19 protein-coding genes and 1 riboswitch are annotated in these 23,518 nt (G+C 61.7%); of the genes, 10 read left to right on the top strand and 9 right to left on the bottom strand.

Going from position 1 to position 23,518, the window contains the following annotated elements:
* Positions 1–27: 27 nt before the first annotated feature.
* From AC1DIJ_RS01820 to AC1DIJ_RS01830, 3 genes are read left to right on the top strand one after another with little or no spacing between them, the layout of a single operon-like run.
* Positions 28–1,791 carry a type I secretion system permease/ATPase gene (locus AC1DIJ_RS01820; RefSeq protein WP_112388622.1) on the top strand — a complete coding sequence of 588 codons (1,764 nt, stop codon included), beginning with the start codon at positions 28–30 and terminating at the stop codon, positions 1,789–1,791.
* Positions 1,788–4,289: a calcium-binding protein gene (locus tag AC1DIJ_RS01825; RefSeq protein ID WP_112388623.1), complete on the top strand. Its 2,502-nt coding sequence runs from the start codon at positions 1,788–1,790 to the stop codon at positions 4,287–4,289. Before AC1DIJ_RS01820 ends, AC1DIJ_RS01825 begins: the two co-directional genes overlap by 4 nt.
* 11 nt (positions 4,290–4,300) lie before the next feature.
* Entirely contained in the window at positions 4,301–5,623 is a 1,323-nt protein-coding gene (locus AC1DIJ_RS01830; protein ID WP_112388624.1) for an HlyD family type I secretion periplasmic adaptor subunit, read from the top strand.
* Between the two features lie 49 nt (positions 5,624–5,672).
* On the opposite strand, the gene AC1DIJ_RS01835 is transcribed toward AC1DIJ_RS01830, so the two are convergent.
* From AC1DIJ_RS01835 to AC1DIJ_RS01855, 5 genes are all read right to left on the bottom strand, one after another.
* Complete coding sequence (locus tag AC1DIJ_RS01835) at positions 5,673–7,676, bottom strand: aldo/keto reductase (protein WP_112388625.1); 2,004 nt, start codon at positions 7,674–7,676, stop codon at positions 5,673–5,675.
* 41 nt (positions 7,677–7,717) lie between these two features.
* Positions 7,718–8,800, bottom strand: a complete 1,083-nt coding sequence (locus AC1DIJ_RS01840; protein ID WP_112388626.1) for an ABC transporter ATP-binding protein — start codon at positions 8,798–8,800, stop codon at positions 7,718–7,720.
* A 12-nt stretch (positions 8,801–8,812) separates the two neighbouring features.
* Positions 8,813–9,649, bottom strand: a complete 837-nt coding sequence (locus tag AC1DIJ_RS01845) for a carbohydrate ABC transporter permease (protein ID WP_112388627.1) — start codon at positions 9,647–9,649, stop codon at positions 8,813–8,815.
* Complete coding sequence (locus AC1DIJ_RS01850) at positions 9,646–10,506, bottom strand: carbohydrate ABC transporter permease (protein ID WP_112388628.1); 861 nt, start codon at positions 10,504–10,506, stop codon at positions 9,646–9,648. Before AC1DIJ_RS01850 ends, AC1DIJ_RS01845 begins: the two co-directional genes overlap by 4 nt.
* 77 nt (positions 10,507–10,583) lie before the next feature.
* Positions 10,584–11,858 carry an ABC transporter substrate-binding protein gene (locus AC1DIJ_RS01855; RefSeq protein ID WP_112388629.1) on the bottom strand — a complete coding sequence of 425 codons (1,275 nt, stop codon included), beginning with the start codon at positions 11,856–11,858 and terminating at the stop codon, positions 10,584–10,586.
* A gap of 86 nt (positions 11,859–11,944) precedes the next feature.
* Here AC1DIJ_RS01855 and AC1DIJ_RS01860 point away from each other — a divergent pair, with 86 nt between their 5' ends.
* The 7 genes from AC1DIJ_RS01860 to AC1DIJ_RS01890 all read left to right on the top strand — a co-directional run bounded on the left by AC1DIJ_RS01860 (position 11,945) and on the right by AC1DIJ_RS01890 (position 19,043).
* Positions 11,945–12,850 (top strand): helix-turn-helix domain-containing protein, encoded by a 906-nt coding sequence (locus AC1DIJ_RS01860; RefSeq protein ID WP_112388630.1) that lies wholly within the window; start codon positions 11,945–11,947, stop codon positions 12,848–12,850.
* A gap of 40 nt (positions 12,851–12,890) precedes the next feature.
* A complete protein-coding gene (locus AC1DIJ_RS01865) occupies positions 12,891–13,658 on the top strand; it encodes an SDR family NAD(P)-dependent oxidoreductase (protein WP_112388631.1) in 768 nt (255 codons plus the stop codon).
* Between the two features lie 34 nt (positions 13,659–13,692).
* Positions 13,693–15,312 carry a GMC family oxidoreductase gene (locus tag AC1DIJ_RS01870; RefSeq protein WP_112388632.1) on the top strand — a complete coding sequence of 540 codons (1,620 nt, stop codon included), beginning with the start codon at positions 13,693–13,695 and terminating at the stop codon, positions 15,310–15,312.
* 94 nt (positions 15,313–15,406) lie between these two features.
* Positions 15,407–15,883 carry a MarR family winged helix-turn-helix transcriptional regulator gene (locus tag AC1DIJ_RS01875; protein WP_112388633.1) on the top strand — a complete coding sequence of 159 codons (477 nt, stop codon included), beginning with the start codon at positions 15,407–15,409 and terminating at the stop codon, positions 15,881–15,883.
* 50 nt (positions 15,884–15,933) lie between these two features.
* Entirely contained in the window at positions 15,934–17,943 is a 2,010-nt protein-coding gene (locus tag AC1DIJ_RS01880; protein WP_405049565.1) for an FUSC family protein, read from the top strand.
* 6 nt (positions 17,944–17,949) lie between these two features.
* Entirely contained in the window at positions 17,950–18,159 is a 210-nt protein-coding gene (locus AC1DIJ_RS01885) for a DUF1656 domain-containing protein (protein ID WP_112388635.1), read from the top strand.
* On the top strand, positions 18,156–19,043 hold the full coding sequence (locus tag AC1DIJ_RS01890; RefSeq protein WP_112388636.1) for an efflux RND transporter periplasmic adaptor subunit: 888 nt from the start codon (positions 18,156–18,158) through the stop codon (positions 19,041–19,043). Before AC1DIJ_RS01885 ends, AC1DIJ_RS01890 begins: the two co-directional genes overlap by 4 nt.
* 6 nt (positions 19,044–19,049) lie before the next feature.
* Here AC1DIJ_RS01890 and nrdF read toward each other — a convergent pair whose 3' ends face one another.
* The 4 genes from nrdF to nrdH form a co-directional block, all read right to left on the bottom strand.
* Positions 19,050–20,024: a class 1b ribonucleoside-diphosphate reductase subunit beta gene (gene nrdF, locus AC1DIJ_RS01895; RefSeq protein WP_112388637.1), complete on the bottom strand. Its 975-nt coding sequence runs from the start codon at positions 20,022–20,024 to the stop codon at positions 19,050–19,052.
* 193 nt (positions 20,025–20,217) lie between these two features.
* A complete protein-coding gene (gene nrdE / locus AC1DIJ_RS01900; protein ID WP_112388638.1) occupies positions 20,218–22,377 on the bottom strand; it encodes a class 1b ribonucleoside-diphosphate reductase subunit alpha in 2,160 nt (719 codons plus the stop codon).
* Positions 22,347–22,757 (bottom strand): class Ib ribonucleoside-diphosphate reductase assembly flavoprotein NrdI, encoded by a 411-nt coding sequence (gene nrdI / locus AC1DIJ_RS01905; RefSeq protein WP_112388639.1) that lies wholly within the window; start codon positions 22,755–22,757, stop codon positions 22,347–22,349. The genes nrdE and nrdI overlap by 31 nt, the downstream gene beginning before the upstream one ends.
* Positions 22,758–22,769: 12 nt before the next feature.
* Positions 22,770–22,991: a glutaredoxin-like protein NrdH gene (gene nrdH, locus AC1DIJ_RS01910; RefSeq protein ID WP_112388640.1), complete on the bottom strand. Its 222-nt coding sequence runs from the start codon at positions 22,989–22,991 to the stop codon at positions 22,770–22,772.
* Positions 22,992–23,243: 252 nt separating this feature from the next.
* Positions 23,244–23,467: riboswitch (cobalamin riboswitch) on the bottom strand.
* Positions 23,468–23,518: the final 51 nt, after the last annotated feature.

Consider the following 23,518-nt stretch of genomic DNA (forward strand, 5'->3'; position numbering starts at 1 on the left):
CAACAACAGAACGAAGTGGTGAAAGACATGCGCCCCAAGACTCCATTGACCGGTAACAAGCGCAAGCAGGTCGAGAAACTGACTCACGGACTGCGCGGAATATTCGTCTTCCTGTTCTTTACATCAGGGGTCATCAATATTCTGGCACTGACCGGCTCCTTCTACATGCTGCAGATCTATGATCGCGCCCTGACCAGCGGCAGCGTTCCGACACTGCTCGGGCTTTCGGCCCTGGCGATCGGCCTCTACCTGTTCCAGGGTTTCTTCGACATCATCCGCTCGCAAATCCTGGTGCGGATGGGCGCCCGGCTCGACAGCCGGATCGCGCCCATGGCCCATCAGGTGGCAATCGACATGCCGCGGTTCGGGTTCTCAACCGCAGAGGCGCTCGAGCGCGGGCGCGATGTCGATACCGTTCGCAGCTTTCTCGGCAGTCAGGGTCCTGTTGCCCTGTTCGACCTGCCGTGGGTGCCGCTCTACCTCGTCTTCGTCTATATGCTGCATCCCTATCTCGGCGCGCTGACTTTCGCCGGCGCCTTCGTGCTGTCGATGCTGACCATCGCGACCGAGCTGATGACGCGGCGGCTCGCCAGTGCCACGCACAAATCGGGCATCGAGCGCAATGCGATCGCGGATTCCAACGCGCGCAATGCCGATATCCTGAAGGCCATGGGTTTTGCCGGGCGCGCGGTGGACCGCTTCAACCGCGCCAACCAGGATCACCTGGAACTGCAGACCCGCACCAACGACATCAGCGGCACGTTTGGGGCGATCTCGCGCGTGCTGCGCATGATCCTGCAGTCGGCCGTCCTCGGTCTTGGGGCATGGCTGACGATCCAGGGAGAATTGTCGGCAGGCGCCATCATTGCCGCCTCGGTCGCCTCGGCCCGGGCACTTGCGCCCGTCGATCTGGCGATCGGCAACTGGAAGGGCTTTGTCGCCGCCCGAACCGCCTTCATTCGGCTGAAGGAGACGGTCATCGCACTTGCCGGCGCCGTGCCGCCGATGGCGCTGCCGGCACCGGCCCGCACGCTGAAGGTCGAGAAGATAACGGTCGCTGCTCCGGGTTCCGGACGGGTGCTTCTCAGCGAAGTGAGCTTTGAGATCGCCGCCGGCCAGGCGCTCGGCATCATCGGCCCGAGCGGCGGCGGCAAGACCACGCTGGCGCGCGCCCTGACCGGGGTCTGGCCGACCCTTCGCGGCAGTGTTCGTCTCGACGACGCCGAACTGACGCAATGGTCGGATGACGACCTCGGCCAGCATGTCGGCTATCTGCCACAGGATGTGGCGCTGCTCGATGCGACGATCGAGGAGAACATCGCGCGGCTGGAGCCGCAGGTCGACGCCCGGGCGATCGTCGATGCAGCGCAGACGACAGGCATCCACGAAATGATCGTGCGGATGCCGGATGGCTACCGCACGGCACTCGGCCCGCAGGGCGTCTCGCTTTCGGCCGGACAGCGGCAGCGCATTGGCCTTGCACGGGCGCTTTACCGTAACCCCTTCATCGTCATCATGGATGAGCCGAATTCCAACCTCGATGGCGAGGGTGAAATGGCGCTGACGCAGACGATCAAAGCGGTACGCGCCCGCGGCGGCATCGCCGTCGTCATCGCGCACCGGCCAAGTGCGCTTGCAGCCGTCGATATGGTTGCCGTCATTCAGAACGGAAAGATGGTCGCCTTCGGACCCAAGGACGAGATCCTGAAGCCAACGGCAGCCGAACCGGTCAGCCGGCCGGCAGCAGCGGCACAGATCGGATCACGCATCACAGCGAGGATGTCAGAATGATCGAGGTCAAAGGAACCAAAACCGCAAAGACGGAAGAAGACCCGCACGATCGCTATGTCCTGAAGAACGAGGACAAGCAGTCGAAAGTGCCGATGTTCATGACGTTGTTTCTCACAGGTTTCGCTCTCTATCTGAAGACAGCGCTATCTCATCAGCAGCCAAACCCGCCCGCTGAAGAAGCAGACGCCCGGCCGGCGCTGGACGGCGAAGAACCATTGCCGGCGGCCGACGCTGTCACGGCTCTTGCGGCGGCAGGGATCGAGGACGAGGAGGACGAAGCCGCGCTGGCCGGAAAGAAGGCCTCGGGCGTGACGCTCTCGAACCACAAGAACAGCGTGAGCTACGCGCTGACCGATTCTCCGGCGATCGAATTCAACAGGCTCAATCTGCCCAGCCTCGCGCTGTTGAAAAGCTCAGGCGGGATTTCGGTTTCCTTCCACGCCTCGAACGACAATGCATGGAAGGCTTCGAAAGCATCCGTGGCGGGGCCGCAAACGAGCACCGGCACCGGCAGCAGCAACGAGAGAGTCTCCTCACCCGCCCCTCAAACAGGAAACGAAAAACCGCAAAACCGCGCCCCGCGTATCACCAGCCCGGTCACCCTCGCTGACGTCTCCGGTTGCGCCATTGCCTTGATCGGCCTTGCCGACCTGTTGCGCGGCGCGCTCGATCCCGATGGCGATGCCTTGTCCGTGCGGGATCTGACGGTCTCATCGGGCAAGCTGGTGCAGACGGCGGGCGGGTGGAGCTACGATGCAGCGGGTCTCGGTCCGGTGACCATCACCTACCAGATTAGCGACGGCACCGCCTCCGTGTTGCAGACCGCACATTTCTCGGTGGTCAAGGCAGCACCCGTCATCGGCACGGCTGGAGACGATCTGCTTTCGGGGACGCAATGCGCCGACGAGATCGGCGGGCTGGCCGGAAACGATAATATCGACGCCAGAGACGGCAACGACACCGTGGACGGCGGTGATGGAGACGACAATATCGTTGGCGGCAGCGGCAACGATACGATCCGCGCAGGCGACGGCAATGATATCGTTCTCGGCGGTCTTGGCGACGATCACATATGGGGTGGCCGTGGCAATGACCGCCTCTATGGCGAGGAAGGCCGCGACACGATCTACGGTGAGGAAGGCGACGATCTCATCAGCGGCGGCGCGGATGCCGATATCCTTCGTGGCGGCGACGGTCACGACAGAATGAGCGGCGATGCCGGCAACGACGTCCTGGACGGTGAAGATGGTGATGACGACCTTGATGGAGGCGACGGCGACGATGTTCTCTTCGGACAGGCGGGCACCGACACACTGAAGGGCGGCACTGGCAACGATTTCCTGAGCGGCGGCAGCGGCCGGGACACGGCGAAGGGCGAAGATGGCGGCGATACGGTCGCAGGAGACGCCGACGGGGCCGACGACATCTACGATGGCGGCGCCGGGATCGATACCCTCGACTATTCGGCGCTGGCCGAGGCGGTCGAGATCGACCTCGCCGATGGCACCGCCACCGGAGTGGAGATCGGCAATGACGCCGTCTCGAATTTCGAGATCGTCCGCGCCGGGGCGAATGACGACGAGGTGACCGGCAGCCTTGCCGACGAAGCGATACACGGCAATGCCGGCGACGACTATCTGAGCGGCGGCGGCGGAACCGACTTGGTCGAAGGCGGTGACGGCGATGATGTTGTCGAAGGCGACATCGATGCCGTGGCCGACCGCTACGATGGCGGAAGCGGCATCGACACGCTCGACTATTCCGCAGCGGTCATGTCGATCGTCGTCGATCTCGCGGCCGCTGATGCGACGGGTGAAGAGATCGGCAACGACAGCATCAGCAATTTCGAGATCATCAAGACCGGGGACGGCGATGACACCCTGAATGATAATGAGGGCGCCGATCTTCTCTGCACCGGAGACGGCGACGATATCGTGGTCGCGGCAGCCGGTGCATCCGATGACGAGTATCGCGGTGAAGGCGGGTTCGACACGATCGATTATTCGCAGGCAGCGCACGGCGTGCTGATTGACCTGAACACCGGCACCGCTACCGGCTTTGATGTCGGCCACGACGTAATCGAGGGTTTCGAAAAGGTCATCGGCGGCGCGGGAGACGACACGGTCCGCGCCGGACCGCTGGCTGTCGTCATCGAGGGTGGTGCGGGCGAAGACACGTTCGAATTCACTGTGCCCGCTGGTGAAAGCAGTGCCGATGTCGTCCACCAGATCCTTGATTTCATGGTCGGGGACCGCATCGACATCTCCAAATACAAGATCTTCGAGGAGGTTCTGGACGGCCTCGAGGATCGTTTCGAGGAGATCTATGGCGACAAGGCGGATGACGAGCCGCTGCCGATCCGCGTCCGCCACGAGGGGACCGACGAGATGAGCCGGACCTTCATCGAGGTCGATATGGACAAGGACGAGCACTACGAAATGACGATCAACCTGACGGGGCATCATCTGCTTGTCATCGTTGAAAATCCCGCGGCCTAGGAAGGTAAGACATGTCTAGAAACCAGCAAAGATCCCAGGCCGCACTTTCACCTGAGGACAACAATACATTTCCTGTGACTGCCCGCGTTCTCGCCGGCATGGCGCTTGGCGTGCTGCTGTTTGCCGGGGCTGGAGGATGGGCGGCGACGACGCAGCTCAGGGGCGCGATCATCGCCCCGGGCGTCATCATGGTGGACCGGAACCTGAAGTCGATCCAGCATCGCGATGGCGGCATCGTCAGCGAAATTGCCATCAAGGAGGGCGATGTCGTTACCAAGGGACAGATCATGCTGCGCCTCGATGACGCCCAGACTCGCGCGGAGCTCTCGATCGTCAAGGCGCAGCTGATCGAACTGACGGCGCGCCAGGCGCGGCTGATCGGCGAGCGCGACAATGAGGAGGCCATCACCTTCCCGGCCGATTTCGGGACGGAGTTTCCTGCCATTGCGGCGGGCGAACGCCGTCTCTTCGATGGTAACCGCAAGAACCGGCAGAACCAGAAGCAGCAGCTTCAGTATGGCATTTCGCAACTCGAGGAGGAGTTGAAAGGCCTGGTCGCCCAGCATGACGCCAAGACCGGCGAGCTCGAACTGGTGAAAACCGAACACACCAAGATCAAGGGCCTCGCCGACAAGAAGCTGATCGATACATCCCGCAAATATTTCATCGACCGTGAACTCGCGAAACTGACTGGCGAGAGCGGGGAGATTCAGGCCAATATCGCCCGGTCGCGGGCACGCATGAGCGAGATCCAGGTGCAGATCATCGCCATCGACGAGGCGGCCCGGACAGAGGCGCAGCGCGAACTGAGCGTCGTCGAGCCGAAGCTGTCGGAATTGAGGGAGCGTCGGGTCGCCGTCGAGGATCGGCTGTCGAGGACCGATATCCGCGCACCGCTCTCGGGAACCGTCAACGAGCTTTTCGTCCACACGATCGGCGGCGTCATCACCCCGGCAGAAAAGCTTCTGACCCTGGTGCCCGCCGACGCGGCGCTTAAGATACAGGCGAGACTTGCGCCCACCGATATCGATCAGATTTCGGTCGGCCAGGACGCGAGAATGCGTTTCTCCGCCTTCAATCAGCGCGCAACGCCGGAGTTGAAGGGTAACATCGCCTATGTCTCGGCGGCAACCAGCACCGATCCTGCCACGGGTCAGATCTTCTATCTCGCCGATGTTGCCGTGCCTCAGGCAGAAATGGCAAAGCTCGGTGCCAACAGGCTTTTGCCGGGCATGCCTGTCGAAGTCTTCGTCTCGACTGAAGAGCGCACGGCAATGTCTTTCCTCGCCAAGCCACTGACGGATCAGTTCAACCGGGCGTTCCGCGAGGAGTAGTTTGGAAAATTGCGGGGCGCGCCATTATAGCGCGCCTCGCCAACTCAGATCAGCCTTCCAGCCACTTCACCTGCTCTGGCGTCAACTTGATATCGAGCGCGGAGAGGCTGTCCTCCAGCTCGGCGATCGTCCGCGGCCCGATCAGCGGAATGACCGGGAATGGCTGGGCGATGACATAGGCGAGCGCGATGTGGATCGGGCTGCGGCCAAGCTTGTTTGCAAGCTCGATTGCCCGGTCGCGGCGCTCGAAATTGCGGTCCGAATACCAGCAACGGACGATTTCCTCGTCGTCATGCTTGTCGCGTCCCGCACGGTCGGTGAAGAAGCCGCGGCCCTGGCTCGACCAGGCGAAGTTCGGGATCTGCTTCTTGTTCAGCCACGCCTTCCACTCGTCGTCGGAAGACGTAACACAACCGGCCCAGATCGGATCCAGCATCTCGGCCAGCGAGAAGTTGTTGGAAAGAGCAGCCGGTGCCGTCTTGCGGTTCTTGTCGGCATAGGCGATCGCCTCTTCCATGCGGGCGCGCGTCCAGTTCGATCCGCCGAAAATGCCGCGGATGCGGCCACGCTTCACCTCGGCATCCATCGCATCGACGAACTCGCCGACCGGAACGGCGGTGTTGTCGCGATGCATGAAGTAGATGTCGACATAGTCTGTCTTGAGACGATCGAGCGACTGGTCGAGCTGCTTGGCGATCATATCTGGATAGCAAAGCGGCGAGTGCGCGCCCTTGCCGATCAGCACGATCTCGTCGCGCGATACATCGCGGCTGGTGTGCCAGTCGCCGAAAATGCTTTCGGTCTTGCCGCCGCCATAAACGTAAGCCGTATCGAACGCATTGCCGCCTGCCTCGTAGAAGGCGTCCAGCGTCAGCGATGCCGAAGCGAAGTTCGGGAAGAACTCGAAGCCGAGCGTCACCACCGAAGCCGGTTTCAGGATGCCCGGGATTTCGCGCTTCGGAATGCTGTTGCCGAGCTTGACCGGAGCGCCTGCGAGATTGAGCGTCCGCTTCGTTGCCTTCTCGACCCCGTATTCCAGGCCGACCGACGCGCGCCACTGATCAAGAACCCGGAGATTGCCGACGGAATCCGCCCAGCTCATGCCCGGCGAGGTGAACTCATGCTGTCCAGCGCGGATCGCATCGCCGGCGGCATCCACCTCGAACGAATAGAGCCAGCGGTCTTCCTTGACCTCGATCGTCTCCTGCTCGTTGCCCTTGAAGATCTCGATCTTGCCGGTGCCGCCCTTGTGGCCAGACGCGAACCAGAAATCCTTGACCTCGATACGGCCGTCCGAGCCGATAATGCGCAGCGTGTTGTCCTGGTTCGCCATGATCGAGCAGGACACTTCGGCGATGATCGAGTTCGGGAATTTCAGCACCGCCGAGGCCCACTCATCGACACCGGACTGGCCGAGATGGGCGACGCCCGAGACCTTCTCGGGCTCAAGGAACGGCTTGCCTTCGGCAGCACCGGCAATCAGCCGCGCCATGGAGACCGGATATCCGCCGACATCGAGAATGCCGCCGCCTGCGGTATCGTTGGAAAACAGCCGGTGCTCGGGCTTGAAGCTTCCCATGTTGAAACCGAAGCTGGAGCGGATGATGCGGACCGTGCCGATGACGCCGCTCTTCACCAGCTCGACGATCTTCGCCGTCTGCGGATGGACGCGGTACATGAAGGCTTCACCGGCAAAGACGCCGGCCTTCTTCGCCTCGTGATAGATCGCGTCCGCATCGTAAGCGGAGAGCGCGATCGGCTTTTCAACGAGCACGTGCTTGCCCGCGCGGATCGCCTTGATCGCCCACTCGGCATGGCCGGTATGCGGCGTGGCGATATAGATCGCATCAATCTCGGGATCGGTGAGCAGCGCGTCATAGCCCTTGACGATACGCGCGCCCGGGAAGCCGTCGCCGAGGCCCGGCTTGTCGGGATTGCGCGTCGCGATCGCCACAAGCTTGCCGGTCCGCGAATGCGCGATGCCATCCGCAAAGGTACGGGCGATGGTGCCGGGGCCGATGATGCCCCAGCGGATCGTTTGCTCTGAACTCATGACTATTCCTCTTTCGATGTGGTCGTCTTGGGATTGCAATGTCAGCGCAGACGTTGGCCCGCGCTGTCGAACAGAAATGTGCGTTTGGCCGACAACGAGACGGCCAGGCTGTCGCGATTGCCGGTGGTGCGGGATTCCGGCCGCTCGATGATCAGCTGCTCGCCGCCGAGCGTCGCGTAAATGTAGCTGGTATTGCCGAGATGCTCGGCGACATCGACGCTGACGGTCATATCGGCGTCACCCTTGCCGGAATCACCGAAATGCTCGGGGCGGACGCCGAGCGTCACGTCGGTTCCGTCAGATAGCGCCGCAGTCAGCGGCAAGGTCAAACGGACGGTCCGGTCTGCGGCAAGCGCGATGGTCAGTCCCGCGGCGTCCCTGCCCGTCACGATGGCCTTCAAAAAGTTCATCTTCGGGGAGCCGACGAAACCGGCGACGAACTGGTTTGCCGGATCGTCGTAGAGATCGAGCGGCGCGCCGACCTGCTCGATATTGCCAGCCCTGAGCACGACGATCTTGTCGGCCAGTGTCATCGCTTCGGTCTGGTCGTGTGTGACGTAGATCATCGTCGTGCCGAGCTGCTTGTGCAGCCTCGAAATCTCGACGCGCATCTGCACACGCAGCTCGGCATCGAGGTTGGACAGTGGCTCGTCGAACAGGAAGACCTTGGGCTCTCGCACGATCGCCCGGCCGATCGCCACGCGCTGGCGCTGGCCGCCGGAAAGCTGCTTGGGGCGGCGCTGCATCAGCTCGTTGATCTGCAGGATCCCGGCTGCGTGGCGGACGCGTTTCTCGGTATCTTCCTTCGGATTGCCATTCATCCGCAGGCCGAAGGAGAGGTTTTCGGCCACCGTCATATGCGGATAGAGCGCGTAGGACTGGAAGACCATGGCGATGCCGCGGTCGGCGGGCTCGACGTCATTGACCACCTTGCCGCCGATATCGATCTCGCCACCGGAGATGTCCTCCAGCCCGGCGATCATGCGCAACAGCGTGGACTTGCCGCAGCCCGATGGTCCGACGAAGACGACAAACTCGCCGTCCTTGACCTCCAGATTGGCGCCATGGATGATCTCCAGCGCACCATAGCGTTTGACGACGTTTCTGAGTGAAAGCTCTGCCATGCGGCTCCCCGATTATTTGATTGCGCCGGCAGCAATGCCAGCGATGAAGTGGCGCTGCAGGAGCACGAAGATGACGAGGATCGGCGCGGTGAGCATCGTTGCCCCCGCCATGATGCCGCCCCAGGAGACCTTGGTCAGGCCGATCAGCGTGCCGAGCGCCACGGGTGCGGTCATCATCGCCGGCCTGGAGTTGATCAGCAGCGGCCAGAGATAATTGTTCCACGAGACCAGGAAGAGGATGATCGACAGCGCCGCCATGGTCGGCCGCGCCAGCGGCAGGGCAATGCGCAGGAAGATCTGCCATTCCTTGACGCCTTCGACGCGTGCCGCATCGAAAAGCTCGTTCGGCATCATCGAGAAAGACTGGCGCATGAAGAGCACGCCGAGCGAGTTAAAGAGCGGCGGAACGATCAGCGCCACCCAGGTATTCGCCAGCTTGAACTCTCGCGCCACCATGATGAACTGCGGAATGACCACGACCGCGAAGGGCAGCGTGATGGTGCCGAGAATGATGGCGACGACGACGGAACGCCCGGCGAAGCGGTAGCGCGCCAGCGCCCAGCCCGCCATCGAGGTCAGCAGCACCGACAGAATGGTGTAGATGATAGCCACCGAGATCGAGGTGAACATCGCCCGGGTGAAGCCGGTCTGCGCTTCCAGATCCTGGAAGTTGGCAATGAAGTTCGTCGACGGAAGCAGCACGATCTCGGGGCTGAAGATGCCGTAGTCGGGCATGGTCGAGAAGATGAACATCATCCACAGCGGGAACAGCCAGATGATCGCCAGCGGTGTCAGCACCGCATGCAGCGCGATCCGCCTCAACAGCAGCGATTGCGACTTGGATTTCATTTCGCTTCCCTCCCGACCCACAGGTTGAGCAACGAGATCGCAACCGCCAGTGCCGCTATTGTGTAAGCCACGGCTGACGCATAACCGAAATTCAGCGACAGGAATCCCTGGCGGTAGAGCAGCAGGCCGAGTGTCTCGGTGCCGCCACCCGGACCGCCGCGATTGGTGATCAAGAACGGTTCGGTGAAGAGCTGCATCGTGCCGATGACCGAGAGAACGACGCAGAACAGAATGATCGGCTTCAAGAGCGGCAGTGTGATGTGGAAGAACTGCTGCGTCTTGCTGACCCGGTCGAGCGTCGCAGCCTCGTAGACATCCTCAGGGATCGATTGTAGCCCGGCGAGAATGATGATGGCGTTATAGCCTGCCCAGCGCCAGGTCACGGCGATGATGACGAGCGCCATCGCGGCATTGGCATTGTCGAACCAGGAGACCGCCGGCAGGCCGACCGAGGTGATCAGCTTGTTGACGATGCCGAAATCGATGCTGAACATCAGCCGGAAGACCGCCGCATAGGCGACTTCGCCGACGACGACGGGCGCAAAGAAAGCAAAACGGAAGAGCGGCCGCAGCTTCAGGAGCGGCGAATTCAGGAGCACCGCCATGACGGTGGCGATCGCGATCATCACCGGCACCTGGATGACCAGGATGATCAGCGTGTTGTAGAGCGCGTTGTAGAAAGCCGGGTCGCCGAACAGGCGCCCCCAATTGGCCGAGAGGCTGAATTTCCACGGATTGACGCGCGTGTTCTGAAACGAGATCAGAAACGAACTGATGATCGGCCACACCCAGAAGGTGGCGAAGACGATGAGATAGGGCGCGAGGAACGCATAAGCGCTCCGGTTGCGGATCGGCATGTTTTCCTCCTCACAGACGCAACGAGCCATCCCGGGGGATGGAGAACCGGGCGCCGCAAAGCGCCCGGCTTCGTCACTTATTCTGCGATCGGAAGACCCGTCGCGGTGGCGATCTGCTTGGCAGCGTCGTCAAGCGCCGCCTTGGCATCCGGGAAACCACCGGCGAAGTATTTGGTCTGCGCTGCCTTGTAGATGGCATCCGCATCCGTCTGGTACTGCGTGCCGCGGCTCGGCACGATCTTCGGCAGGGTCGAGAGAATATCGGCCCAGACCTTCTGACCGCCCCAATAGGGCTGCGGTTCGTTGACGAACGGATCCTGCACGGCCGAGAGAAGCGACGGTACGAGGCCGAAGGACTTCAGCATCGTCACCTGGCCCTCATTGGTGCCAAGCGAGTAGTTGATGTAGTTCCAGGCCGCTTCCTTGTTTTCGGAATTGGCGGCGATCGCGAGCGACGAACCGCCGAGATTGGCCGCATGCGGGCCGTCCGCCGTCAGGCTCGGCATCATGTAGACGCCCCACTTGCCGGACAGATCGGGCGAGCCGGAGCGGATCGTGCCTTCATACCAGCCGCCATACATCTGGCTGGCCACCTTGCCAGCGGTATTCGCCTGGATCTTTTCGTCCCAGATGGCGGCCGTCAGCGTGCCGGCATCCTTCATCTGCTTGACCTTGTCCAAAGTCGCGACGCAGGCAGGCTTGTTGATGGTGATCGATTGACCATCCTCGGAGAAGTAGCCGCAGCCCTGCTCGTTGGAAATCATCCGGAACCATTCGCTGTCGCCGTTGAAGTCGGCCTGCGCCATGACGACGCCAGGATTGGCGGCCGAGATCTTCTTGCCGGCGGCGATGAAATCGTCCCATGTCTTGATCGTCGTCGGATCGACGCCAGCCTTTTCATAGAAGTCGCGGCGGTAGAACACCGCAACCGGGCCGGAGTCCCACGGCATGGCATAGGCCACATCGCCCACTTCGAGTTCGGTACGCTTGAAGTCGGGGAATTTGGCTTGGATGTCGGCGTTGTAGCCGAGGTCCTTCAGGTTGGTGAAGCAGTCGGGGAAGCGGTTCCAGAAGATTTCCGCTTCGAAATTCTCGACCGTGACGATGTCAGGCAGGCCGTCTCCTCCGGCGGCGCAGGCTGCCAGCATCTTGTCGAAGACCTGCTGGTTGCCGAGATCCTGCACATCGACTTTGACGTCAGGGTATTTCTTGTTGAAGCCTTCCACAGTGGATTTCAGCGCCGATGCGGCGACGTTCCAGCTCCAGATGGTGAGCGTGCCCTGCTCTGCATATGCGGAGCCGGAAGCAAGCAGCGCGACAGCAGCCGTCGCACCGATAAGATTGAAGCGCATTGAAAATCCTCCCTTTTCAATTGCCGTCCCTTAGCGAACGTGCCTACACTAACCGGAAGGCACCGGCTGTCTCCTAAAAAGGGAATATGGATTTGGCGGAAAGTAAGGTTGCGCAAAGAGCCATCTATCAGCCCGGTGCGAGCAGCATCGAGGGGCTGCCCACCGCGCTTCAAATGTTCCACGCCCATCCGCCCGTCATGGCCATGCCGCACTGGCACGCGCAGGTCGAGGTCAATTTCGTGATGCATGGCAGCGTGCATTATCGCATGAACGACCACGAATTTTCGCTCAACGCCGGCGAGATGTGCCTGTTCTGGGGCGGCCAGCCGCATCAGATGGACGAATCGTCCGATGATTCGATTTATGCGGGCGCCCACCTGCCGCTCGTCTATTTCTTCCGCATGCGCCTGCCGGTCACCATTTCCAGCCAGCTGATGCGCGGCGCCACCATGCTGACCTCGGCGACAGACGCCGCCGACAGCGAGAATTTCGCGCGCTGGCACCGCTATGCGACATCAGGCGATGCGGCAAAGTCGCAGCATGCGGTGGACGAACTGCTGCTGCGCATCGAGCGCATCCTGCTGGAACCCTATTCGATGATCGGGCTCAGCACGCAGCTGGCCGAAAACGATCCGCCCTACGCCCAGTCGTCGCGCAACGTGGCGCGCATGTGCGATTTCATCGCCGCCAATTTCATGGAAGACATCGACACGATCGACATCGCCCGCGCCGCCGATCTCCATCCGAAATATGCGATGAACCTCTTCAAGAAGTCGACCGGCATGACGCTCAGCAAATACGTCAACCTGCTGCGGCTCTCGCGCGCCCAGGCGATGCTGATGAGCGAGGAGGCGAACGTGCTGCAGGTGGCCATGGATAGCGGCTTTGGCTCGATCAGCGCCTTTAACAAATCCTTCCGTCACATCGCCGGCATGTCGCCATCCGATTTCCGCCGTGACCTGCGCTCATCGGGAATTTCCACGGCAAACTGATCCCCAACCGTTATTCACACCCCATCGAGGAGACCTCACCATGGCTGGAAGACTGGCAGGCAAGATTGCGATCATTTCCGGCGGGGCGACAGGCATGGGCGGAGCAGCCTCGAAACTCTTTGCCGCCGAGGGCGCCAAGGTGGCGATCATCGACCGGAACGAGGAGGCAGCCGCAGAAACCGCAAAGGCGATCCGCGACGCCGGCGGTGTCGCCGACTACTGGGTGGCCGACGTCTCCAATGAGACGGCCGTCAACGATGCCGTCAGAGGTGTGGAAGACAAGTTCGGCGCCGTCACCGTCCTCTTCAATCATGCCGGAACGATCGTCATCAAGCCGTTCCTCGAAACCACGCTCGAGGAATGGGAGTGGCTGCACGGCGTCAACGTGCGCTCGATGTTCCTGATGACCAAGGCGGTCCTGCCGAAGATGATCGCAGCAGGCGGCGGCTCGATCGTCTGCACCTCGTCGATCTCCGCCGTCGCGGCAACGCCGATGGAAGTACTCTACGACACGACCAAGGGCGCCGTGCACATGTTTGCCCGGGCCATTGCCGTCGAGTTCCGCGACCGCAACATCCGCTGCAATGCCGTCTGCCCGGGCTTCATCCGCACGCCGCATGGGTTGCGCGAGGTCAAGGAACTGCAGGCGCTCGGCGTCGATGTGTCGGACGAGGCAATCGCCGCCCAGCAGGGGCGCATCGGTGAGCCCGAAGACGTGGCGCGTGCTGCACTCTATCTGGCCAGCGACGACTCCAATTTCGTCAACGGCGTCCACCTCTTCGTCGACAACGGCTTCACCGCGATCTGAAGAGACAAGACGGGCAGGCCCACCGGGAGGACAGATGGCGCGCGAATTCGATTTCATCATCGCCGGCGGCGGATCGGCGGCATCGGTGGCGGCCGTGCGGCTGGTGCGCGATTTCGGCTTTTCGGTCCTGATCGTCGAGCGTGGCCCAAGCCAGACGGCGAAGCTGATGTCCTTTCCGGCGGGCTACATGAAATACCTCGCCCGCGACGATTTTCTTGAAATGCATCATACCGTTCCCCAGCCGCAGCTTGGCGGCCGCGGGCCGATCGTGCCTGTCGCCAAGGCACTCGGTGGCGGCAGCGCGGTCAATGCGATGGTCTACATGCGGGGCCAGAAGGAAGACTATGACGGCTGGGCGCGCTATCTCGGCAATGGCAGCGAGTGGTCCTACGCAGACATGCTGCCACACTTTACCGGCATCGAGGCCAATAGCCGCTTCAACAACGCCTATCACGGCATATCGGGTGAGCTTCGCGTTTCCGAGCCGAAGCATATTTCGGATACGACCGAGGATTTCATCCGGGCCGCCCAGGGGCTCGGCCATTCCTACAATCCGGATTTCAATGGCGAGCGCCAGAACGGCGTCGGCATCATGCAGCACACATTCGCCAAATGGGGCCGGCGTACCGAGCGCTCCGACGCCAAGAAGGCATTCCTCGATCCCCTGGCAAAGGACGAGCGGCTGCAGATCATCACCGGCGCGCGGGTCGACCGCATCCTCATCGAAAACGGCCGCGCCCGCGGCATCGTCTACACCAGGGGTGGCGAGACGCAGACGGCGATGGCAGGCCGGGAGGTGCTGGTTGCGGCCGGTACCTATAACAGTGCCAAGCTGATGATGCTGTCGGGCCTCGGTCCGGCCGATCACCTTCGCCAGCACGGGATTGCCGTTGCAGCCGACATTCCAGGCGTCGGCGCCAATCTTCAGGATCATCACGAAGTCCCGGTGATCGCGACGACCAGGGGCAAATCCGGATATTTCGGCGAGGACAAGGGCTGGCCGATGATCCGCAACGGCCTGCAATATCTGTTCTTCGATTCCGGGCCGGTGACGACAACGGGGATCGAATCCTGCCTGTTCTATGATCCGGATGGTGGCGAGCGGCCGACGATCCAGCTCTATTGTGCTCCGATCGTCTATCTCGACCGCGACGTCTCCTCGGCCAAACCCACCTGGGGCGTGACCTTCACCTCATGCCTTCTCAGGCCGAAGGCGCGTGGCAGCGTCCGGCTGCGCTCCGCCAATCCTGCCGACCAGCCGCTGATCGATTGCAACTTCTTCGGCGATCCCGATGATCTGAGGCTGACACTGGCATCGCTGAAGACAGCGCGCCGGTTGCTGGAAACCGAGCCTTTCCTGTCCAAGATCGACATGGAGATCCTTCCCGGCCGCGCCATCCAGGATGAAGAGGCCCTGACGAAATTTGCCGGGCAGACGGTCAAGACCAACTACCATCCCTCCGGTAGCCTGCGCATGGGGCCGGACAGCGACCCCATGGCGGTCGTCGGCAGCGACCTTCGTGTGCGGGGCATCGAAGGCCTTCGGGTCATCGATTGCTCGATCATTCCCTTCATTCCTTCGGGCAACACCAACGCTCCGGCGATGGCGATCGGCTCGAAGGCTGCCGAGATGATCGCCGTTAGCCACGCCTGAGCTGAAGGCCGACCAGCATGGCCAGATTGCCGCAGCCAATAAAATAGATAGCGAATAATTTGAATCCTATCTAATTCGATGCTATATCCGGCGCATGGATACCTACAACAGCCTTCAGCGGGTCTTTACCGCCAACCTGCTTTCGACCGGCCGCCAGTGGCGCCGCGCCGTCGATTTGGCGCTCAGCAGCCACGGAATCTCCGAGGCCTGCGCCGCCCCGCTTCTCTGGATCGGCCGCCTCGGCGGCGGTGTCCGCCAGGTGGTGCTGGCCGGCCATGTCGGCATCGAGGGGCCGTCGCTGGTGCGGCTGCTCGATCAGCTCGAAACACTTGGCCTTGTCGTCCGCAAGGACGATCCTGCCGATCGCCGCGCCAAGGGTCTTTATCTGACCGATGAGGGCAGTGCCCTTGCGGCGCGCATGGAAGCGGTGCTCGACGAGCTTCGCGAGCGCATTCTCCAGGATGTCAGCAAGGCCGACCTTGAAGCTGCCGTGCGCGTGCTGCAGGCCTTCGACAATATCGACGTGACGCAGACCGGCGCCCTCGAAAAGGAAATCGAGGCGGCGTCGTGACATTGGGATGGCGTGACTGGTTATTCTCGGGCAAGGCCTTCCTTGCATCGATGCTGGCGCTGTTCGTGGCGCTGTCGCTCGACCTGCCCCGTCCCTACTGGGCGATGGCGGCTGTCTATGTGGTCGCCAATCCGCTGGCCGGTGCCACGAGCTCCAAGGGCCTCTACCGCGCGCTCGGCACACTGCTCGGCGCTTCGGCAGCCGTGTTTTTCGTTCCCCTGTTCGTCAACGCTCCGGAATTTCTGTCGCTGGTCGTCGCCCTCTGGACCGGCACGCTGCTCTTCATCTCGATGCTCGATCGCAGTGCCCGAAGCTATGTCTTCATGCTCGCCGGCTATTCGCTGCCGATGATCGCCCTGCCCTCTGTCGGCTCGCCCGAGACAGTCTTCGATACCGCACTTGCCCGTTCGGAAGAAATCATCATCGGCATCGTCTGCGCCAGCATCGTCAGCGCCGTCATCTTCCCCGCCAGCGTCAGTTCGCTGCTCGGCCAGCGCATCACCACCTGGCTCGATGATGCCGGAAGCTGGGCCGACGAGATCCTGCGCGGCGAAGGCGCCTCGCCCGCCACGCCGCTGAAGCGCCAGAAGCTCGCCTCCGATGTCACAGGCCTCGACCTCGTCATCAGCCAGCTCGGCCATGATGCGAATGGCCGCGATATCGTCCGTCATTCACGCGAATTGCGCGGCCGCCTGCTGATGCTGCTGCCGCTGTTTTCTTCGCTTGCCGACCGTCTTCACGCGCTGAAATCGTCCGGACAGGAGCTGCCGCCGGCGCTTTCCACGCTGCTCAACGATGCCGCCGCTTGGTTGCAGCAGGGGGGCAAAGGCAAGCCGGACGGCACGGGCGCAAACCTGCGCCGCCGCATCGATGACGTCCAGACCTCGGAGAGCCACGAAACCGGCTGGAACGCCCTGCTTTATCGCAGCGCGCTTGCCCGCCTCGGCGAGATCGTCGACCTCTGGCACGATTGCCTGACCCTGCGCGATGAGATCGCCAGCGGCCGCCATGCCGGTCCGTGGCATCCGGTTTTCCGCCACCGCCAAGTGGTCGGCCGCGTCAGGCATTATGACTATGCGCTGATTGCCTTCGCTGCCGGTTCCGTCGTTGCCGGGATCGCTGTCGCTTGCTTCTTCTGGATCTTCACCGGCTGGCAGAATGGTGCAGGCTTCGTGACGATGGCCGCCGTCGCCTGCTCGTTCTTCGCCGCGATGGACCGGCCCGCGCCCTTCATCCGGTCGATGTTCATCTGGTCGGCTCTGAGCCTCGTCATTTCGTTCATCTACATCTTCGCGATCCTGCCGGCGGTCAATTCCTATGAGCTGCTGGTGGTTGTCTTCGCACCGCCATTCCTGCTGCTCGGACTGCTGATCACCCGCCCGCAGTTCAACATGCTGGCGATGCTGCTATCGGTGAACAGCGCGAGCTTCATCGCTCTCCAGGATCGCTACACATCCGACTTCACCACCTTCACCAATGAGGCGGTCGCGGCCCTTGCCGGAATCGGCTTTGCCCTCGTGTGGACGCTGATCGCCCGCCCTTTCGGCGCCGAACTCGCTGCCTGGCGGCTGGTGCGTGCCGGCTGGAGGGATCTGGCCGAGACCGCAGCCGGTGAACGCCGCACTGACCACGAGCGGCTCTCCGGCCGCATCCTCGATCGCCTCGGCCAGCTGGTGCCGCGCCTCGCCGCCGTCGAGGATCGCGAACTAAAAAAGGTCGATGGCTTTGCCGACGTCCGCCTCGGCTTCAACGTGCTGATGCTGCAGACCCGGCGCAAGGAGCTCAGTGGCGCAAGCGCCCTTTCCGTCGGCCGCGTGCTGTCGGGCGTCTCCGATTTCTACCGTGCCCGGCTCGATGCCGGCCAGGCAATCGATCCGCCCGACGAACTGCGTGCCGCGATCGATGACAGCCTCGGAACCATTGCCCATGAACGGACGGAAACCCGGGACAATATCGATGCGCTGGTCGGCCTGCGCAGGGCGCTCTTCCCTGAGGCGTCGCCGCCGGACTGGCCCACGCCCGAAACCCTCTCAACCCCGCTTCAGATTGCAGCCGAGTAAACCGTCATGCCTGCCGAATTCGATCTCTATGGCGTCTATGTGCCGCGCCTTCTCGTTCTCATGGTGCTTTCCCTTCTTCTCGTGATGATCGTCCGCCGCGGGCTGAGCTGGCTGGGCGCCTATTCGCTCGTCTGGCACCGCGGCCTCTTCGATCTCTCCCTCTATGTGCTGCTTCTCGGAGCAGTCTCCTCCCTGACACGCTGGTACTTCGCATGAACACGCTGAAATCAATCTCCCGCCTGATCGTCACCCTCGCCTTCGTTGCCGCCGCTGCCTATGCCGGCCACGGCCTCTGGGTGCATTACATGGACGAACCCTGGACGCGCGACGCGCGTCTGCGCGCCGACGTCGTCGGCATCGCACCGGACGTTTCCGGCCTCGTCAGCGACGTCGCCGTCAAGGACAACCAATCGGTCAAGAAGGGTGATGTGCTGTTCCGCGTCGATGGCGAGCGCTTCAAGATTGCTCTGGCGCAGACCGAAGCCGCGCTGGAAGGTGCAAAGGCGATGCTGGAACAGGCCCGCCGCGAAACCGACCGCCAGCAGCGCCTCGGCGACGCCGCCTCCGTGCAGCAGAAGGAACAGGCGCGCACCGCCGCCGACCAGGCCGAAGCCACCTATCTGCAGGCCGTCGCCAACCGCGATCTGGCGCAGCTCAATCTTGACCGCTCAGCCGTCAAGGCAACGGTCAACGGCACGGTTTCGAACCTCAGCCTGCGCCCAGGCGACTATGTCACCGCCGGCACCGCCAAGGTCGCGCTCGTCGATACCGACTCCCTGCGCGTCGAAGGCTATTTCGAAGAAACCAAGCTGCCGCGCATCCATGTCGGCGACAGCGTCACGATCCATCTAATGGGCCATCGCCAGACACTGGAAGGCCATGTCGACAGCATCGCCACCGGCATCGAGGACCGCGAACGCACGTCGGGAACCGGGCTGCTGGCCAATATCAACCCAACCTTCAGCTGGGTACGGCTGGCGCAGCGCGTTCCCGTCCGCATCAATCTCGACAAAGTGCCTGACGGAGTACAACTGATTGCCGGTCTAACGGCGACGGTCGAAGTCGGAGGCCAAAGCTCCGCCCTCGCCTCGCTCGACTGACGTTGCCTAGAAGTTCCAGTCCTCGTCTTCCGTCGCCACGGCCTTACCGATGACGTAAGACGAGCCGGAGCCAGAGAAGAAGTCGTGGTTCTCGTCGGCATTCGGCGAGAGCGCCGAGAGGATTGCCGGATTGACCTTGCAGGCCTCCGGCGGGAACAGTGCCTCGTAACCGAGGTTCATCAGCGCCTTGTTGGCGTTGTAGTGCAGGAACTTCTTGACGTCTTCGGTGAGCCCGACACCGTCATAAAGCGCCTCGGTGTACTTGGCTTCGTTGTCGTAGAGCTCCAGCAGCAGATCGAAGGCGAAATCCTTGATCTCCTGACGGCGGGCCTCCGGCAGGCGCTCTACGGCGCGCTGGAACTTGTAGCCGATGTAATAGCCATGCACCGCCTCGTCGCGAATGATCAGGCGGATCATGTCGGCGGTGTTGGTGAGCTTTGCGCGGCTCGACCAGTACATCGGCAGATAGAAGCCGGAATAGAACAGGAAGCTCTCGAGGAAGACGCTGGCAACCTTCTTCTTCAGGGGATCGCCGGAAGCATATTGCTCCATGATCAGCGCCGACTTCCTTTGCAGAAACTCGTTCTCGTCGGACCAGCGATAGGCGTCGTCAACGTCAGGTGTCGAGCACAGCGTCGAGAAGATCGACGAGTAGGAGCGCGCGTGCACAGCTTCCATGAAGGAGATGTTGGAAAGCACCGCCTCTTCATGCTGGGTCGAAGCATCGGCCATCAGCGTCACCGAGCCGACGCCGTTCTGGATCGTGTCGAGCAGCGTCAGCCCGGTAAAGACCCGGATCGTCAGTTGCTGCTCTTCCGGTTTCAGCGTCGCCCAGGAGGGAATGTCGTTCGACAGCGGCACCTTTTCCGGCAGCCAGAAATTGCCGGTCAGGCGGTTCCAGACTTCGAGGTCCTTGTCGTCCTCGATGCGGTTCCAGTTGATGGCGCGGACGCGGGATACGGGCTTGGCGTGCATGTTCATGGGTGTGTCCTTTGGACCGAATTCATCTGGTAGCCCCCTCATCCCCGGTGCAACGAGTTGCGCCTGACCTGCCGGCACCTTCTCCCCGAGGGGAGAAGGGAAACCGCGGCGGCGTATCGCTCTACATCCCCTCTCCCCTCGGGGAGAGGGCTAGGGTGAGGGGGCCGCTTACTCAAACGTCAGCAGCTAAAACTCACAGCGTACACGACACACATCCCTCCACCTGCGTACCCTCCAGCGCCATCTGGCGCAGGCGGATGTAGTAGATGGTCTTGATGCCCTTCTTCCAGGCATAGATCTGCGCCTTGTTGATATCGCGCGTCGTCGCCGTGTCGCGGAAGAACAGTGTCAGCGACAGGCCCTGATCGACATGCTGGGTAGCAGCCGCATAGGTGTCGATGATCTTCTCCGGCCCGATCTCATAGGCGTCCTGGTAATAGTCGAGATTGTCGTTGGTCATGAAGGCGGCGGGATAGTAGACGCGGCCGATCTTGCCTTCCTTGCGGATCTCGATCTTGGAGACGATCGGATGGATCGATGACGTCGAGTGATTGATGTAGGAGATCGACCCCGTCGGCGGCACCGCCTGCAGGTTCTGGTTATAGAGCCCGCCCTCCATGACGGCCTTCTTCAGTGCCAGCCAATCTTCCTGGGTGGGAATTTCGATACCGGCATTGCTGAACAGGTCGGCAACCGTCTGCGTAGCCGGTTTCCACTCGGTTTCGGTATACTTGTCGAAATATTCGCCCGAGGCGTATTTCGAATTCTCGAAGCCCTTGAAGCTCTGACCGCGCTCGACGGCGAGACGGTTCGAGGCGCGGATGGCGTGATAGGTCACCGTGTAGAAGTAGATGTTGGTGAAATCGACGCCCTCTTCGGAGCCGTACTGGATCCGCTCGCGGGCCAGATAGCCGTGCAGGTTCATCTGACCGAGGCCGATCGCGTGGCTCTCGTCGTTGCCCTTCTCGATCGAAGGGACCGAAGAGATGTGGCTCATGTCGGAAACTGCCGTCAGCGCCCGGATCGATGTTTCGATCGTCTTGCCGAAATCGGATGAGTCCATGGCGGCAGCGATATTCAGCGAGCCGAGATTGCAGGAAATGTCCTTGCCCATCACCTTGTAGGACAGGTCGTCGTTATACTCGCTGGCTTCGCTGACCTGCAGGATCTCGGAGCACAGATTGCTCATGGTGATGCGTCCGGCGATCGGGTTCGCCTTATTCACCGTGTCCTCGAACATGATGTAGGGATAGCCGCTTTCGAACTGGATCTCGGCGACGATCTGGAAGAAATCGCGGGCCTTGATCTTCTTCTTCTTGATGCGGCTGTCGGCCACCATCTCGCGGTATTTTTCGGTCACCGAGATCTCGGTGAACGGCACGCCGTAGACGCGTTCCACGTCATAGGGCGAGAACAGGTACATGTCCTCGTTGTTCTTGGCGAGCTCGAAGGTGATGTCAGGAATGACGACACCCAGCGACAGCGTCTTGATGCGGATCTTCTCATCGGCATTTTCGCGTTTGGTATCGAGGAAGCGCATGATGTCGGGGTGGTGAGCGTTGAGATAGACGGCACCGGCCCCCTGGCGCGCGCCGAGCTGGTTGGCATAGGAGAAGGCATCCTCGAGCAGCTTCATCACCGGGATGATGCCCGACGACTGGTTCTCGATATGCTTGATCGGCGCGCCCATTTCGCGAATGTTGGTCAGCGACAGTGCCACGCCACCGCCCCGCTTTGACAACTGCAGCGCCGAATTGATCGAGCGGCCGATCGATTCCATATTGTCTTCAACGCGCATCAGGAAGCAGGAGACCAGCTCGCCGCGCTGCTTCTTGCCGGCATTGAGGAAGGTCGGCGTCGCCGGCTGGAAGCGGCCGGAGATGATCTCATCGACCATGTCGCGCGCTAAGGCCTCGTTGCCCTGCGCCAAGGCAAGTGCCACCATGCAGATGCGGTCTTCGTAGCGCTCCAGATAGCGCTTTCCGTCAAAGGTCTTCAGCGTGTAGCTGGTGTAGTATTTGAAGGCGCCGAGGAAGGTCGGGAACCGGAATTTCTTGTCATAGGCGTGATCGAAGAGATCGCGCACGAAATTGAACGAATACTGATCCAGCACCTCCTGCTCGTAATAGCCCTCAGTCACGAGGTAATCGAGCTTCTCCCGGAGATTATGGAAGAACACGGTGTTCTGGTTGACGTGCTGCAGGAAATACTGCTTCGCCGCCTGCCGGTCCTTGTCCAGCTGGATCTTGCCGTCCTCGTCATAGAGGTTCAGCATCGCGTTCAGCGCGTGGTAATCCAGCCCTGTTTCCGCGGCCTGCGCCTTTACAGGGCGCTCGAGAACTGCCGTGTCCAAAATCGTTCCAATCCGTGTTTGACGTTGGCAACATCATCAGCCGTACCCAAGAGTTCGAACCTGTAGAGGTACGGCACCTGGCATTTCTTCGCGATGATGTCGCCGGCGAGCCCGAAGGTCTCGCCGAAGTTGCTGTTGCCCGCGGCAATCACGCCGCGGAGGTTCGAACGGTTTGCCGCATCGTTCAGGAAACGGATCACCTGCTTGGGCACGGCTCCCTTGCCGCCCTCGCCGCTATAAGTCGGGAGGATCAACACGTAGGGCGAGACAGCTTCGAGCGTCGCGCCAGTGATGGGGATGCGCCGGGCGGGAAGGCCAAGCTTTTCGACGAAGCGATGGGTGTTTTCCGACCGGCTGGAAAAATAGACGATCTCGCCCATCGCAGCCGCCGCTCAGGCGAGCGCGCTGATCATGTCGGGGCGGAAGCCAGCCCAATGCTGCTCGCCGGCGATGACGACGGGAACCTGGCGGTAGCCGAGACCCTGCACCAGATCATAAGCGGCGCTATCGGTGGAAACGTCGATGATCGTGTAGTCGATGCCCTGGCGATCGAGCGCGCGGGTGGTTGCGGTGCATTGAACGCAGGCGGGCTTGCTGTAGACGGTGATGCTCATGGGAAAACCTCGTGACTAGAAGGCATGGGATATCGTTCGGACATCCGCCGATGTCCGCGCTTGGGAAGATCGAAAAGGAAGACAGCCGTTGCCGGTTGCCGGGCGTCAGCAGCCCGTCATTCGCGCCGGTATGATCTGAAACTCAAAGACATAAGACTTCACCCCGAAGTGGCTCATGCGGGACACACCGGAGGAAGCGAAGAGCGGCATCATGCCCACATCTCATCGCTCGCCAGCCGGACACCCCGCCCGTGGACGTTTTCGCTCAAGGCAGGTCTCCTGGCTTGCGGATCATCACATTCATCCCGGTCTTCCCAGGTCTTCATGACCCAGTGACCCGAAATGGGACAGATGCTCGCCGCTTACAGTTGCGGGGGCAGCTCCGGCATTGCTCCACCTTGCGGCAGATCTCACCGAATTCCCGTCTTAGCCCGCGATTCTTGCGAATCGAGGGAACCTCGAACACTAGATATAGTACGCGAGTCTATTTGTACGTCAATGGATGGTTCATGTTTCGGGTGCCGCAA

It is taken from the genome of Rhizobium sp. 10N427, assembly GCF_056394605.1.